Genomic DNA, 15133 nt, shown 5'->3' with positions numbered 1-15133 from the left:
GCGGGAGGAAGGGGCCATGGCTGCCACCGTCATCGATTCCCCGCTGTTCCGCGATGCCTTCGGCACGCCGGCGATGCGCGAGGTCTTCTCCGATCGTGCCCTGATCCAGCGCTACATCGCCGTCGAGGTCGCGCTCGCGAAGGCCGAGGCTGCCTGCGGCGTGATCCCGGCCGAGGCGGCGGAGGCGATCGCCCGCGGCTGCTCCTTCGAGGGGCTCGACCTCGACCGCCTGCGCCAGGAAACCGACAATGTCGGCTACCCGATCCTGCCGCTCGTCCACCAGCTCGTGCACCAATGCGGCGAGGCCGGCCGCTATGTCCATTGGGGCGCGACCACCCAGGACATCATGGACACGGCCACCGTGCTCCAGGTCCGGGCCGGCCTGGAGATCGTCGAGGCCGACCTCGCCGCCCTGCGGGCGATCCTGGCCGACCTCTCGGCGCGCTACCGCGACACGCCGATGGCCGGGCGCACGCACCTGCAGCAGGCCCTGCCGGTGACCTTCGGCTACAAGACGTCGATCTGGCTCGCCATGATCGACCGCCACGCCGTGCGCCTCGCGCAGCTGAAGCCGCGCGTGCTGGTCGGCCAGTTCGCCGGTGCCGCCGGCACGCTCGCGTCTCTCGGCGCGGCGGGACTGCACGTGCAGGAGGCGTTCTGCCGGGAGCTCGGCCTCGGCGTGCCGGCCTCGACCTGGCACGTCGCCCGCGACGGCTTTGCCGAGACCGTCAACCTGCTGGCGCTCATCACCGGCTCGCTCGGCAAGATCGCCCTCGACATCATGATCATGGCCTCGACCGAGTTCGGCGAGGTCACCGAGCCCTTCGTCACCGGGCGCGGCGCCTCCTCGACCATGCCGCAGAAGCGAAACCCGATCTCCTCCGAGCTGATGCTCGCCGCCGCCAAGGGGGTTCGCCAGCAGGCCGGCCTGATGCTCGACGCGATGGTCCAGGATTTCGAGCGCGCGACCGGCCCGTGGCACGCCGAGTGGATGGCGATCCCCGAGAGCTTCGTGCTGACCGCCGGCGCCCTGCACCAGGCCAGGTTCGCGCTCGGCGGCCTGATCGTCGACGAGGCGCGGATGCGCGGGAATCTCGGGCTCAGCCGCGGGCTGATCGTCGCCGAGGCGGTGATGATGGCGCTCGCCCCCCATACCGGCCGGCAGCGGGCCCACGACCTCGTCTACGCGGCCTGCCGCGTGGTGAACGAGCGGGGCGGGAGCCTCGCCGAGGCCCTGACCGCCATGCCCGAGGTGACGGCGCATCTCGACCGCGCCGCGATCGATCGCCTGACCGATCCGGCGAACTACCTCGGTGCCGCGCCCGACATGGTCGACCGCGTGCTCGCCGGAACGGCCCGCGGCACCTGACATCGACGGTTCGGGTCACCGGTCCGAAGTCATCGCAAAGTATCGTTCGGCCGAGATCGTGGCGGCGGCCGAGTGCTGACACCGCCCCCCGGGCAATTCCTTCCGGAAACGGTTTTAAAAGTTCGTGCGGCGGAGCGACGCTCCGCACGCTTGAGCGAAGCCGAAATCCGCATTGCGCAAGCGATGCCGCAGGGATCGCCGGAAGCAAGCAGTCGGATTTGGTACGAGACCGGAGATCATCACGATGATCGTCGATGCCGCCTTGCCGTGACCCTCGTCATCACCGAGCGCGCCACCCCGCCGGGTTCCCGTCCGACGGCAGCGAGAGCGCGTGCCCTCCCGATCCCCGACCTGAGGAAGCCATGTCCGACGCCACCCTCGATCCACACGCGATCCCGCCGACACCACGGCCGGCCGCTGCCGCCGCCGCCGCGACGCCGAGAAAGAAGGCGCTCTGGCGCAATCTCGGCGTCCAGATCATCATCGCGATGGCGCTCGGCGCCGCCGTCGGCTTCCTCCTCCCGGGCGTTGCCGTCCAGCTCAAGATCCTGGGCGACATCTTCCTGCGCCTGATCAAGACGGCGGTGGCGCCGCTGGTCTTCCTGTGCGTCGTGGTCGGCGTCACCTCGGCCGGCGACTTCAAGCGGGTCGGCAAGGTCGGCCTGATCGCGATGATCTACTTCGAGATCGTCTCGACCCTCGCCCTCGGCCTCGGCATGCTCGCCGGCAACCTGCTCGGCGTCGGCCAGGGCATGGCCGATTCGACCCGGGCCAGCCTCGCCCACGGCAAGGCGCCGAGCGGCGCGAACGCGCCGCACTCCACCCTCGACTTCATCCTCAACGTCTTCCCCGACAACTTCATCGGCGCCTTCGCCAGGGGCGAGCTGCTCCAGGTGCTCGTCATCGCGCTGATCTTCGGCGCGGCGCTCCTGCACCTCTCGCCCGAGAAGCGCCAGCCGATCGAGACCGGCCTCAACCGGATCTCCGACGCCTTCTTCGAGTTCATCCACCTGATCATGCTGGTGGCCCCGATCGGCACCTTCGGGGCTGTCGCCTTCGCGGTCGGCTCGAGCGGCACCACCGTGCTCCTGTCGCTGATCTACCTGATCCTCAGCTTCTACGCCGTGGTGATCCTGTTCATCGTGGTGGTGCTCGGCGCGATCTCGGCGATGTTCAAGATCAACCTGTTCCAGCTCCTCGACTTCATCCGCGAGGAGATCTACATCGTGCTCGGAACGGCCTCGTCCGAGAGCGTGCTGCCGCGGCTGCTCGAGAAGCTGCCGGCCTATGGCTGCTCGCGCCAGAGCGTCGGCCTCGTGCTGCCGACCGGCTACGCCTTCAACCTCGACGGTACCTCGATCTACATGTCGATGGGCATCGTCTTCCTGGCGAACGCCTACCACGTGCCGCTCGATCTCGGGCAGCAGCTCGGCATCCTGGCCGTCATGCTCCTGACCTCGAAGGGCGCGGCCACCGTCTCGGGCGGCAGCTTCGTGGTCTTCGCCGCGACGGTGGCGGCGACCGGGATCCTGCCGCTCGAAGGCCTGCCGATCCTGTTCGGCGTCTACCGCTTCATGTCGATCGCCGTCGCCACGACCAACGCCATCGGCAACAGCGTCGCCACCGTGGTGACGGCCAAGCTCGCCGGCGAGTTCGATCCCGCCATGGCGCAGGAGGCGATGGCCCGCCTGCGCGCCGAGCGCGCCGCCGCGGCGTGACGCGCCCGGGGAGCCCGCGGGCTCCCCCGTCCTCCGCCGGCCCGACCGGCATGCCCGCAATCGAAGGATCCCGCCCATGACCGACCACCCGGGAATCCGGATCGAGCACGACGCCTTCGGTCCGGTCGAGATCCCCGCCAACCGGTACTGGGGCGCGCAGACCCAGCGGGCGCTCGGCGTGTTCGAGATCGGCGACGAGCGCTTCCCGGCCTGCCTCGTCTGGACCTTCGGGCTCCAGAAGCTCGCGGCGGCCCGCGCCAACCGCCGTCTCGGAACGCTCGACCCCTCCCTCGCCGAGGCCATCGAGGCGGCGGCCCTGGAAGTGTGGAAGGGCCGCTTCGACGACCATTTCCCGCTGCCGATCTGGCAGACCGGCTCCGGCACCCAGACCAACATGAACGCCAACGAGGTCATCGCCAACCGCGCCAACGAGACCTTGGGCCAGCCTCTGGGACGACGTCGGCCGGTCCACCCCAACGACCACGTCAACCGTTCGCAATCCTCGAACGACAGCTTCCCGACCGTCATGCATCTCTGCGTCGGCATCGAGCTGCATGACCGCCTGCTGCCCGAGCTCCGGCTCCTGCGCGACACCCTCGCTGCCAAGGCGGCCGAGTTCGACGATGTCGTGAAGATCGGTCGCACGCATCTCATGGACGCCGTCCCGATGACGGTCGGGCAGGCCTTCGACGCCTTCGCGCGGCAGGTCGGCCTCGGGATCGCCCGGATCGAGGCCGCGTCCCCGCGCCTGTACCGGCTCGCTCAAGGGGGGACCGCCGTCGGCTCCGGCCTCAACGCGCCGGCCGGGTTCGACGAGGCCTTCTGCGAGGAGGTCGCGGGCCTGACCGGGCTGCCCTTCGTTCCCAATCCGAGCAAGTTCGAGGGCATGGGCGCCCACGACGCCCTCGTGGAGGTCTCGGGCGCGCTCAACGTGCTGGCGGTCTCGCTGATCAAGATCGCCAACGACATCCGCCTGCTCGGCTCCGGGCCGCGCACCGGCCTCGGCGAGCTCGTCTTTCCCGACGACGGCCTGTCGTCCTCCATCATGCCGGGCAAGCGCAACCCGACGATCGCCGAGGCCCTGCTGCAGGTCGCCTTCCAGGTCGTCGGCAACCACGCGACGATCTCGGCGGCGGGCGCGTCCGGAACCTTCGAGCTGAACGTCGCCAAGCCCGTGCTCGTCCACAACCTGCTGCAAGCGATCCGCCTGCTGGCGGACGGATCGCGCGTCTTCGCGACGAAGCTGGTTCACGGCCTCGCCGTCGACCGGGAGCGCCTCGCCGCGAATGTCGCGAACGCCCTGCTGCTGGCAACGGCGCTCAATCCGCTGCTTGGCTACGACCGCGTCGCCGCGATCACCAGGACGGCGATGGCCGAGAACGTGACCCCGCGTGCGGCCGCCATCGCGCTCGGCTTCGTGACGGGCGAGGAGTACGACCGGATCGTCGATCCGCGGACGATGATCGCGCCGGCCGGGCGTCGAGAGCCGGCTCGGTGACCCCTGCGGCAGCGTGCCCGCCCGCCGTCACGGTCGAGGAGATGCGCCGGCGCGACGCCTCGGGTTCCATCCTTCCCCTCGCCCCTGAACCGCCCCCGGGTTTCCCCGGAGGCTGCTTGGCTTGAGGCCGGCTGACGGGCCCGAACCCGACGGATCGCGGCAGGGCGGGAACCAAGCGCCACCTCGTCATCGACGCCTTTTCGACCGGGGCCCATTGCCACGACAGGGCGCTGATGGTCCCGACGCTGGACGCGATCCCGCCCTTGCGCAGCGGGCGGCGGGGACGCCCGCGCCGGCGCCCCGACAAGCTGCACGCCGACAAGGCCGACGATGCGAGAGTGCAGCGGCAGGAATGCCGGGCGCGCGGGACCACGCCGCGGATTGCCCGACGTGGCATCGAGAGGAGCGACAGGCTCGGGCGGCATCGCTGGGTGGTCGATCCTTCGACAGTCTCAGGATGAGGGCAGCCACGCCTGGTTCAATTGCGCCCGCCGCTTGCCCGTCCGCTACGAACGCCGTGCCGACATCGACGAGGCCTTCACCTTCCTCCAGGCCCGCATCATCACCCTCAACCAGATCCATCGGTTCTGTTCGACGCTCTAAGCGCTTTCTTCGCGGACGACGCAATCCAGGCAATCTTGATATGATGTCGCCATTCGGTCTAAATAAAGAGATCAAGATTCATTTGAGGCTCATCTTAAATTCGAATTTATCATCAATGATAGTGATTTCTTTGTCATCGATATTTGCGACCTTCCATGATGTTCCGGGAATTATGTCTCCTCGACGCGCTCTTACAGTCCGAGATCGCACGCCATACTCGATGACGGCGATTTTTGCAGCTGCGGCCTCCAACGGCACAATGATGCCCACGAGACGAGCCGGCTCGATGATTTCCGATGCTGCGGCGTGGCTTCGTTCGGTCGAAGCGGCCGCACTCCTCTGGGCATCCATGAACAAGCTTTGGACCTTCTCGTCAGATCGTCTTGTAGCTCTAACAAATTTATCGCTTAAAGTCGCGAACTCGGCTTTCGTTGGCAAATATATCTGCGGAAATGGTTCTTTGGAATGGTGATATTCCTTATATAAGATCATTATGCCACATAAAAAAACGAATATATTGAACAAAAAAAGAAATGAAATCCGTATCAGCTTGACCGACATCATGGATGAGGCGCCTGAGAAGGAGCTACTCCAGTCATCGTGTTTCGCTGCCTGACAGCATCCGACAAGCGCTTGGAATACACCCTGACTGTTACCGTCATTTTGATCCGTGCTTTGCTGTCGGCGGCATCGGCGCCCGGGGCACCCCCTCGGCGAAACTGGCCGCTGGCCGTCCGATTGTTGATCCGAACGGCATCGATCATGATGGCCGGCGTCGAACTTTCGATGATGTTGATGATGTCGAATATCTGCCCATGGGACGCCGTCACCGCAATGGAAGCCCGGCCTGCCGTCAACGATCCTTCTTCCAGTTGCGGTAGGAGTCGCACGCTGTCGATCTGAATGTCGTCTACTCCGAGCGTGTCGTTGAGATTTCGCACGACCTTCTGCACGTGGTTAATGCCCGCATCCGGCGTTGGGGCCAGCACCTGCCCCAGGGCGACCTCCGGCAGCACAAGCGGAGAGGCCCGATCGGATTGCCTGGCACGCGACGACAATGCCGAGACGCTGGCACGCAACCGGTCGATCTCATCTCGCCTTTCAAAATAGGCCGATATGATATTGGCTACTGCGGCGATCGATGAAAGCACGACGCCGGCAGCCAGAACAGCACTCAGAATTCTTCGCGTCTTTACCGCAAAGGAGCTCTCCGGCACGGCGCGCATCATGGGATCGTCCCACTGGCTCCCGTCTCCCATCCGGTCAGCGTGAAGCCGACGGCGTAGGTGCGGCGGACCTCGTCGGTGCTCGACGTCGCGGCAAGGTCACGTGCACGGTACATCATGGTTGACGCGAGAGCTGCAACCAGATCGAGATCCTTCGGGCCCGAGACCGCAACGTGGCCTTCCCCGCGATCCCGGCTGATCTCCAACTCGAGGACAACGGTCCCAGCCGGCAATGCGCGCGCAAGTGTCTGCATGATCTTGGAGACGCTTCGAGACTCATCCATGCTCGATGCAACTTTATTTAATATCGCAACTTGTCGGGCGGTCTGCTTTTCGGCTTGCGCGCTCCGCCGTAGCGACTGTTTCAGGGAGGTTTGTTCGGCGAACAAACGCTCAATCTCGGTGGATTGCGTTGCGGTGATGAGGGCGGAGAACCCGACGACCTGCACAGCACAGGCGACGATCAGCGCGATCAGCATGCGACGTTGCCAGCGCCAGACTCGGCGCTTCTTCGTCTCTCGGATCACGACGAAATTCCGGTCGCCGAGCTGGACGGCGTCGGGCTCGATCCCGAGCGCGCGAGCGGCGTGGATGTGCCTGTCGACCAGTGTACGGGACACGCACCGCACCTCGATTGGCACGGATGACGTCTGCGAACCTGCGGCCGCAACGGAATCGGTCTGGCGCGCTGCAGCGTAGACCTCTTCGGTCGCGAACGGTGTCCAGACCCCGATGTTCATGCTCAGGGCTGCGTCGAGGGAGGCGATAACCGCGCCGGGCACCTCCAGCCTGCGGCGCAGCACGTGCTTCTGATCGATTTTCAGGATGACGAGTTCTGATCGGGAACGCGCCAGGAGCCGATCCAGTGAGACCGTAGGATCGTCCGCCACGATGGCATCCTGGTCGCACAGAATGGTCGGTGGCGGCTTCGATCCGCCCAGTTCTGCGAGACTCCGGCGAAGGGATGGGGACAGAAAGGAGAGCAGATCTTCCAGCCAGAGATGAAGCAGGCGCTCACTCGCCCCGACCATCGTGCGAACGCGACGCTGCATGCCCGCCGAGGATGTCAGTTCCATTGCGGACACCCCGAGGTCAGCGGCTGCAGAACGCAGATCTGCGGCAAGGTCGACGCAACGGGGATGGTGCGGGATTGTCGATGCCCCGTGGCGGCATCGACCAAGCTGATCTCGACCATCGCAAGGCCTGCCACCGATCCAGACCAGTGATCGTGCCAAGATCTGATTCCGATCTGCGCGGCCTCCGCATAGCGAATGCGAAACGACCGGACGTCGGCCATCACCGTCTCGCGGTCGGTGCCGCCCGCGGGTGACGGCCAGCGCAGAACGATGCGTCCGCGGTCCGCTTCGGTCGGCTCGAAAGCGAGCCTGAACGGTGCCGGGCGCATCAGGCCGAGGATCCGCGGCCCCCGCGAGACGATCCGGATCGCCCGATCGGTCCCCGAGACGGACGACTCCGGGGACGCCGCCGGTTGCGCCGCTGCCTTGAGAGTCATCTCACGCTCCGGACCGAGGAGCAGATCCTCCAGCAGCGCGAACAGGGCCTGGGTCTCGTCGGCCGAGCGCGCACGCACGCTCAGGCGGGCATCGAGGCCTGCCGCATCCTGCACGAGATGCGTCAAGGCCGCCAGGGCCATTGCGGAGATCATCAGGGCGATCAGCACCTCGAGCAGCGTGAACCCGGCGGAGCCCTGTCTCATCGGCCCTGCTCCCTGAACAGGAACATCGTCTCGAGCGCGACCGTCACGTTCTGTCGCGACTGCGTCATGACCTTGAGGTGCACCGGCACGGTGCTCGGTGCTGCCCGCCGGGCATTCTCGTCAGGGTCGGTGAGGGGCGTCGTCTCCACCGTCCATCTGGCGATCGCGTCCGAGCCGGCGGTTCTGCCGAAGCGCCCCGAAAACTCAGCTCTTGTGATCGTGACGAGATCTTCGGCACGCCGGAGAAGGTCATGACGGGCGTCCGCGAGAGAGGCGCGCGAAGCGGCGCCGGAGAACACGGACACCGTGGCGGGCAACGCGATCGCCAGGAGCGCAATGGCAGCGAGCGCTTCCAGCAGCGAGAACCCGCGGGACCGGGACCTCGCGTCCGCCGCCGATCTCGTGCCGATGGGCGCTTGGTCCATCGGATCTGGAATCCGGGCGTCTGCGGCTTCCCGGCAAGACATCACGGGCCGTGCGTCGGGAGGTTGATCAGCGTTCACGCGAGACGGCTCCGGTCAGCCACGAGACGCTGAGCGATCGACCTGGCGCTCGTCCGCCCGCGATGGTCACGCGTAACCGGCCCCCCGTCGCGGTGCCGTCGGGCAGGAACAGGAGAGCCCGGCGGCCATCCCGCTCCGCTTCCTGCGCCGTCGTCAGGATCAGGTCCAGGCTCGGGTCGAGCCTGACCCGCCGGGACGTTCCGGCGAGCAAAACCGTCCGATGCTCGAGATCGAAGACCAACCGGGTCGTGCGCCCGTCCCGGATGGCGGTGGCGCGAGCCCGGGCGATCAGGTCGGCGAGGGACGCGCTCGAGCGGGCCAGCAGGTTCCGCTCCCGGACGGGGCCGACCGCGAGCGGAACGAGCGCGGCGGAGACGGCCAGGACGGCCAGCACGACGAGCATCTCGATCAGCGTGAAGCCCGCCGATGTGCGGCGTGTCCCGCGGTGGGGGAGGCGGGGCCGTGTCATCGCAGGGCCACCGCGTTGAGCCCGACGATGGCACTCATCAGCGACAGGACGACGAACCCGACCAGAAAGCCGAGAAGAACGGTGACGGTTGGGGTCACGAGGTTCGTCAGCGTGCGGAGCTGGCGCCGCCCACGCTCCTCCAAAAGGTCGGCCGCGTGCTCGAGGAGGAGCGGCAGGCGACTGGTCTGCTCGCCCACCCGGGCGAACCGGGCGAGTTCCCGCGGCAGGTCCGGCAGGTCGGAGGCGATTGCGTCGCTCAGGGCCGAGCCTTCCGCCAGCTTGCGCTCGAGGCTGCCGGCGCGGCTCCGGATCGGCTCCAGGCTCAGGGCCGCGACGGCGAGTTGCACGGCCCGGCCGATCGGAACCCCACCGCCGATCTGCGCCGACAGGGCGCGTGCGAACTGCGCGGCATCGTGGGCGAGCATGAGCGGGCCGATCATCGGAAGGCGCAGGCGCGCGCGGTCGAGCAGCGGGCGAGCCGCAGGATGGATGACCAGGCCCAGGGTCCCGAGGGCCAGAAGCAGCGCGGCTGCCGCGAGCGCGACGACGTGGTCGCGGAAGACCGCGCTTGCTGCGAGCACGAGCTGCGCCGTCCAGGGCAGCGTGTCGCGGCCATCCCCGACAATCTCGTCGAGAGAGGGGATCACGATCTGCAAGAGGACGATGATCACGGTCAGGGCCGTCGTCACCACGAAGGCCGGGTAGACCAGAGCGGAGCGGATCTCGCCGCGCTGCTGCTGCTGCTGCGACAGCCGCGCCGCCAGCCGCGACAGCACGGCGGCGAGCTCGCCGGAGCGCTCGCCGGACTCGATCAGCGACAGGGCGGCGGGCGGCAGATGCGGGAGGTTGTCCGCCAGCGCCTGCCCCACGGGCGCGCCCTGCTTCAACGCCGCCTGGATGGCGCGCGTCGTGCGGCCGAGCCTTGCCCGCGGACGTCCTTCCGCCGAGATCTCGACGGCGTCGGCGATGGTGAGACCGGCCTCCAGGCAGCGGGCCCACTCGGCGATCAGGCTGTGGGTCTCCCGTGGGGTCGGGGGACGGTTCGACCCGAGCCCGGCGCGCCAAGCGCGGGCCGGGCTGCCAGGAGCGCCGGTCCCGCGACCGGGCGCGGTCGCCGCTACGGCGATGATCGTCAGGCCTCGTCCCGCCAGATCGGCGAGAGCCGCGTCGCGCGAGGGTGCCTCCACGAGGCCGTCATGCGGTCGGTTCTGGGGATCGACGGCGTGGAAACGGAAGCAGGGCATGCGACGCGCTCCGGATCAGGTTGCCTGCCCGAGCACGCGCTCGATCTCGCTCAGGCTGCTCTGACCGGCGCCGAGCAGATCCACGGCGTTCTCGACCAGCGTCCGCATGCCCCGGCCACGCGCGACCTCCTGCAGTCGCAGGGCGTCGCCGCCCTTCGCGATCTCGCCGCGCACCGCCTCGCAGACGGGCAGGAATTCCGTGACGGCGATGCGGCCGGAATACCCGCTGCCGCCGCAAAGCTCGCAGCCACGTCCCACTGCGCCCATCGCCCGCGTCTCCCGAGGAAGACCGAGCGCGGCCAGCCGGTCCGGCGGCAAGGGCGCGAGCGTGCCTCGGCAGGGCGCGCAGGTCCGCCGCAGCAGGCGCTGGGCCATGACGGCCCGGACCGTCGAGGCGAGGAGGTACGGCTCGACACCCATGTCGATCAGCCGGGGGATGGCGGCCGCGGCCGTGCTGGTGTGGACGCTCGCCAGGACGAGGTGGCCGGTCATCGCGGCCCGGGCCGCGATCGCGGCCGTCTCCCCGTCGCGGATCTCGCCGATCAGGATGACGTCGGGATCCTGACGCAGCACGGCCCGCAGGGTACGGGGGAAGTCGAGGCCGATGCGGGCATTGACCTCGATCTGGGTGATGCGCTCGTCGAGCTGGTACTCGACCGGGTCCTCGATCGTGACGATGTTCCGGTCGGCGCGCACGATGGCCCGGAGGGCGGCGTAGAGCGTCGTGGTCTTGCCCGAGCCGGTCGGTCCCGTCATCAGCACGAGGCCGTTCGGCTGGGCGAGGGCGGTCTTGAGATCGGCCATGAACGCCGCGGACACGCCGAGCTCCTCGAGCCCGAAGGTCAGCGCCGCCCGGTCGAGGATGCGCAGGACGACGCCCTCGCCGGCCACGTGCGGCATCGTCGCTGTCCGCAGATCGACCTCGCGCCCGGCGACGACGGCGCGCGCGCTGCCGTCCTGCGGCAGCCGCCGCTCCGCGATGTCGAGGCCGCTCATGATCTTGATGCGCGAGACGACGGCCTCGTAGAGCTCGAGCGGAGGGGCCGGCACGTCGTGCAGCAGGCCGTCGACGCGCAGGCGCGCCCGTGCGCCGCGGCGGCTGACGGTGAGGTGGATATCCGAGGCGCGCCGCTCGACGGCCCGGGCCAGCAGGTCCTGGACCAGGCGGATCACCGGAGCGTCGCTCGCAAGATCGCGCAGGCGGTCGATGTCCTGGCTATGGACCTCCCCGCCGAGGGCGACCTCAGCCCGTGCCGCGGGACGCGGCGCGGAGATCGCACTCAGCGCCTGGCCGATGTCCCTGGGGCGCGCGATCAGCCGGCGCACCGTGAGCCCCGTCTTGAGCGCGATCGCCGGGGCCGAGAAGGGGTCGAGCGGATCGAGGGCGGCCAGCGTGAGGACCTCGCCTTCGACCCCGAGCGGCACGACCTCGGCGCTCCGCAGGAAGGCCGGCGGCAGGACGTCCGCGAGTACCGGGTCGCAGGGATACGCCGTCTCGTCAGCAACGGGCCAGCCGGTGACGCTCGCCCAGGCACGGGCGAACTCGTCGTCTGTGAGGAGGCCGAGGTCGTTGAGGACGCGGTCGAGCCGGCGCCCCTCCGAGCGCGCCACCCGCTCGGCCCGCTCGAGCGCCCGCTGATCGATCACGTCCCACGACAGGAGCCGATCGATGAACTGAGAGAGGCTGGGCTCGGTGGATGACACGCCCTTGCTCGCGATCGTGGGGGTTCAGGGTACTATCGTGCGCCCGCGCGACTATCGCATATCCGCGTCTGTGACGTTGTGGTACCTAGGACACGATCGTCGAGCCAAACGCATTCCCTAAGGGTATTTATCTCACCGGGCTGGCATGTGCCGCGCGAGGCGGGTACAATCCCGGCTGGCCCAGAGGAGTTTTCTCGATAAAGATCTATCATCGCCGCATTTCTTTGTTCCATAATCGCTCACGCGATCTTTATTGGCGTCGGCCTCGTGGGAAGACATCGAAAATTCCGGTTCGCGGTCGCGCTCTCTGTCTTGCCGGCCACGCTATGCCTGTCATCCGGGTGGGGGGCTCAGGATTATCCTGACGACTCGCCCTACATGAGCGGGGGCGCTCCCGAGATGACCATCGGGCGTCCTGCGACTGGAGCAGCGCGGGCCGTTGCGGGGCGGCCACCGGCCCGGGGATTCGTCGACTGGGGGGCGCAGATCCCCAGCGTCGTGCGCAGCGCGGGCGACGTCGCCAGGGGTTCGGGTGCGGTCGAGGTGACCGAAGGCGGGTCGGACGTCCGGCTCAACTTCGTGAACGTCGACCTGCAGGAATTCGCCCGTGCCGTCTTCGACGAGGTCCTGCACGAGACGGTGATCGTCGATCCGGGGGTGACCGGGCGGATCACGGTGCGCACGAGCAGCCCCGTCTCTCGGAAGGCGGCGGTCGGCCTCGTGCGCGAGGCGCTGCAATCGAGCGGCGCCACCCTGAGCAGGCCCGGAGGGGTCTGGCGGATCGGACCGGCGCCGCGCAATACGGCCGTGCGCGAGATGGTGCGGGTCATTCCCTTGCGCTTCATCAGCATCGCGGACGCGAAGCAGGCGATCCAGCCCTTCGCGAGCGGCACCGGCGCCGAGGTCGCGGCGAGCGGGGCCGGGCGCTTCCTGATCCTGGCCGGCCGGGCCGCCGAGATCGACAGCCTCGAGCAGGTGATCACGTCCTTCGACGTCGACGAGCTGCGCGGGCGCGCCTTCGCGCTGATCCCGCTGCGGCAGGCGAACGCCTTCGCGGTCGCCCAGGACCTGCTGCGGATGGTCGGCGCCGAGGGGCTCGCCCAGGGGGTGAAAATCTTCCCGGTCGAGCGCATGAACGCCGTCATGGTCGCCTCCTCGGACCCGGACCTGATCGATCGTGCCCGGAAATGGGTGGGCGGCCTCGACCAGAGCGGACAGGACCGGCGGCGCGTCTACGTCTATCCGGTGCGCAACCGGCGCGCCGCCGAACTGGCCAGAGTCCTCGACGGCATGCTCCAGGGCCGTGGCCGCGTCGATGCCGGAACCGAGGCGGGCGCGGTCGCGCCGGGGTTGACGCCGCAGCAGGGCAGCCTGTTCGGCACCGGCCCGGGCGGCCGGACGTCGTCGGGAGCCTCGCTCCAGATGACGGCGATGCCGGTCCCCGAGCAGCCTCGCGAGGACATGGCGGGCAGCGGGGCGTCACGGGGATCGGCCGCGCGGGACAGTGCCGCCGGCATCGACGTCCGGGCCGACACGACCACCAACACGCTCGTCGTGGTGTCCCGGCCGGAGGACTACGCCATCGTCGCCTCGGCGATCCGCAGCCTCGACGTCCTGCCGACGCAAGTCCTGATCGAGGCCACGATCGCCGAGGTGCGGCTCAACGACGAGCTGCGGCACGGCGTGCGCTGGTTCTTCCAATCCGGCCATCACGGGATCGGCCTCGGGGCCGGGGCGCCGGTGACCGGCATCGAGGGGGCGAGCGGGGCCACGGGCCTGACCTACTCGTTCGGGGTGCCGAGCGCCAAGGTCGCGATCTCCGCGCTCGAGAGCGTGACCGACGTCGAGATCGTGTCCTCGCCCGCACTCACGGTCCTCGACAACCAGACGGCCACGCTCAAGGTCGGCGAGCAGGTCCCGATCGCGACGCGGTCCTCGCGCAGCGTGATCAGCCCGGACTCGCCCCTGGTCAACGACATCGAGATGAAGGACACCGGCGTGATCCTCCAGGTCACGCCGCGGGTCAATGCCGGCGGCCTCATCATGCTCGAGGTCAAGCAGGAGGCGAGCGACGTCGTCCCGACCACCACCTCGAACCTCAACTCGCCGACCATCCGCCTGCGGCAGGTCACCAGCACCATCGCGGTCAAGAGCGGTGCGGAGATCGTGCTCGGCGGCATCATCCAGCGCAGCCGCCAGCAGGAGAGCGACGGCATCCCGGTGCTCAAGGACATCCCGGTGCTCGGCAATGCGTTCACGACCCTCAACAGCCGCGGCGGCGGGCGGACCGAACTGGTGATCATGATCCGGCCGACAATCATGGCGAACCCGCGCGAGGTCCAGGCCGTCACGAGCGAGATCAAGCAGCGGATGCGCAAGACCGCGCGGCCGGTCGTCCGGGCGCGCTACTGAAGGTCGTCGTTCGGTCCGTCTTCGAGGTCGACGCGCTCGACGGCGATGAAGCGGCGGGTCTCGGGATCGATCAGGACGGTCTGCGAGCGGAGGGCGGCGCGCCCGCTCAGGCGCGCCCGCAGGGTGTAGACGGGGCGCTCGCTCACGGGCGCGTCGGCCTCGGCCAGACCGCCATGCACGGTGAGACGATCGCGCAGTCGCACCGCCGCGGCGGAGAAGCGGTCGGCGAGGGGCAGGATCTGGTCGACGCTCGTGAGGAGGGCCAGGCTGCGCTCCCGCAGCGCCGTCTCCAGGGCAGCGGCTCCCCGCGAGGAGCCGAGCGCATGGCTCAGCACGGCGGCGAGCGCGCCGGGATCGGCCGTGTTGAGGTCGAGCTTGGCGCTCTCGACGCCGAGGGCGATGCGCAGCTCGCGCCCGGCGAAGGTCCAGGCGACCTCTTCCTGCTGGCGCAACGCCTCGGTCATCGGGTCGTCGGGCGCGAGCAGGGCGAGGAGGCCGCGGGCGAGGGCGGCATCGAGCAGGAGACGCTCCCGGGAGCGCCGCTCGACCGCGGCCAGCGTGTCGGTCCGGGCCCGGTCCCGGGGGAGGATGGTCGTGACGATGGCCGCGAGCGCGGCCAGCGTGACCAGGACGGCCGGAAGGGCGATGCCGCGCGAGGCGCCGGTCATGT

At 68.8% G+C, this 15133-nt stretch carries 13 protein-coding genes and 1 pseudogene; 5 read left to right on the top strand and 9 right to left on the bottom strand.

All coding sequences use genetic code 11. From position 1 onward, the window contains the following. Positions 1-16 precede the first annotated feature (16 nt). The 4 genes and pseudogenes from pcaB to EU555_RS05400 form a co-directional block, all read left to right on the top strand. Entirely contained in the window at positions 17-1369 is a 1353-nt protein-coding gene (pcaB, locus tag EU555_RS05415; protein WP_135413650.1) for a 3-carboxy-cis,cis-muconate cycloisomerase, read from the top strand. Positions 1370-1731: 362 nt separating this feature from the next. Continuing rightward, the gene (locus EU555_RS05410) at positions 1732-3087 is read left to right on the top strand and encodes a cation:dicarboxylate symporter family transporter (RefSeq protein ID WP_135413649.1); all 1356 of its coding nucleotides are present in this window, start codon (positions 1732-1734) and stop codon (positions 3085-3087) included. 76 nt (positions 3088-3163) lie between these two features. Continuing rightward, positions 3164-4585 (top strand): class II fumarate hydratase, encoded by a 1422-nt coding sequence (locus EU555_RS05405; protein WP_135413648.1) that lies wholly within the window; start codon positions 3164-3166, stop codon positions 4583-4585. A 125-nt stretch (positions 4586-4710) separates the two neighbouring features. After that, positions 4711-5188: pseudogene (locus tag EU555_RS05400) on the top strand (transposase); the annotation flags it as partial. 78 nt (positions 5189-5266) lie between these two features. Here the strand turns inward: EU555_RS05400 and EU555_RS05395 are convergent. From EU555_RS05395 to EU555_RS05360, 8 genes are all read right to left on the bottom strand, one after another. Beyond that, positions 5267-5752 (bottom strand): hypothetical protein, encoded by a 486-nt coding sequence (locus tag EU555_RS05395; RefSeq protein WP_135413647.1) that lies wholly within the window; start codon positions 5750-5752, stop codon positions 5267-5269. Then, positions 5749-6417: a GspMb/PilO family protein gene (locus EU555_RS05390; protein ID WP_167858446.1), complete on the bottom strand. Its 669-nt coding sequence runs from the start codon at positions 6415-6417 to the stop codon at positions 5749-5751. The genes EU555_RS05395 and EU555_RS05390 overlap by 4 nt, the downstream gene beginning before the upstream one ends. Then, positions 6414-7490, bottom strand: a complete 1077-nt coding sequence (locus EU555_RS05385) for a hypothetical protein (protein ID WP_135413645.1) — start codon at positions 7488-7490, stop codon at positions 6414-6416. Before EU555_RS05385 ends, EU555_RS05390 begins: the two co-directional genes overlap by 4 nt. Further along, positions 7481-8131, bottom strand: a complete 651-nt coding sequence (locus EU555_RS05380) for a PulJ/GspJ family protein (RefSeq protein ID WP_135413644.1) — start codon at positions 8129-8131, stop codon at positions 7481-7483. Before EU555_RS05380 ends, EU555_RS05385 begins: the two co-directional genes overlap by 10 nt. Continuing rightward, positions 8128-8556 (bottom strand): prepilin-type N-terminal cleavage/methylation domain-containing protein, encoded by a 429-nt coding sequence (locus EU555_RS05375; protein WP_167858445.1) that lies wholly within the window; start codon positions 8554-8556, stop codon positions 8128-8130. Before EU555_RS05375 ends, EU555_RS05380 begins: the two co-directional genes overlap by 4 nt. A gap of 67 nt (positions 8557-8623) precedes the next feature. Beyond that, on the bottom strand, positions 8624-9103 hold the full coding sequence (locus EU555_RS05370; RefSeq protein WP_135413642.1) for a GspH/FimT family pseudopilin: 480 nt from the start codon (positions 9101-9103) through the stop codon (positions 8624-8626). Further along, positions 9100-10347, bottom strand: coding sequence for a type II secretion system F family protein (locus tag EU555_RS05365; RefSeq protein WP_135413641.1), 1248 nt, complete (start codon positions 10345-10347; stop codon positions 9100-9102). Before EU555_RS05365 ends, EU555_RS05370 begins: the two co-directional genes overlap by 4 nt. A gap of 15 nt (positions 10348-10362) precedes the next feature. Then, positions 10363-12051, bottom strand: a complete 1689-nt coding sequence (locus EU555_RS05360; protein ID WP_245524155.1) for a GspE/PulE family protein — start codon at positions 12049-12051, stop codon at positions 10363-10365. Between the two features lie 378 nt (positions 12052-12429). Here EU555_RS05360 and gspD point away from each other — a divergent pair, with 378 nt between their 5' ends. After that, complete coding sequence (gene gspD, locus EU555_RS05355) at positions 12430-14463, top strand: type II secretion system secretin GspD (RefSeq protein WP_135413639.1); 2034 nt, start codon at positions 12430-12432, stop codon at positions 14461-14463. Here gspD and EU555_RS05350 read toward each other — a convergent pair. Next, a complete protein-coding gene (locus EU555_RS05350) occupies positions 14457-15131 on the bottom strand; it encodes a hypothetical protein (protein WP_135413638.1) in 675 nt (224 codons plus the stop codon). The two genes, gspD and EU555_RS05350, sit on opposite strands and share 7 nt — an antisense overlap. Positions 15132-15133 lie beyond the last annotated feature (2 nt).

The organism is Methylobacterium nonmethylotrophicum, from assembly GCF_004745635.1.
Taxonomy (GTDB): domain Bacteria; phylum Pseudomonadota; class Alphaproteobacteria; order Rhizobiales; family Beijerinckiaceae; genus Methylobacterium; species Methylobacterium nonmethylotrophicum.
This window is presented reverse-complemented; position numbering and strand designations above follow the sequence as displayed.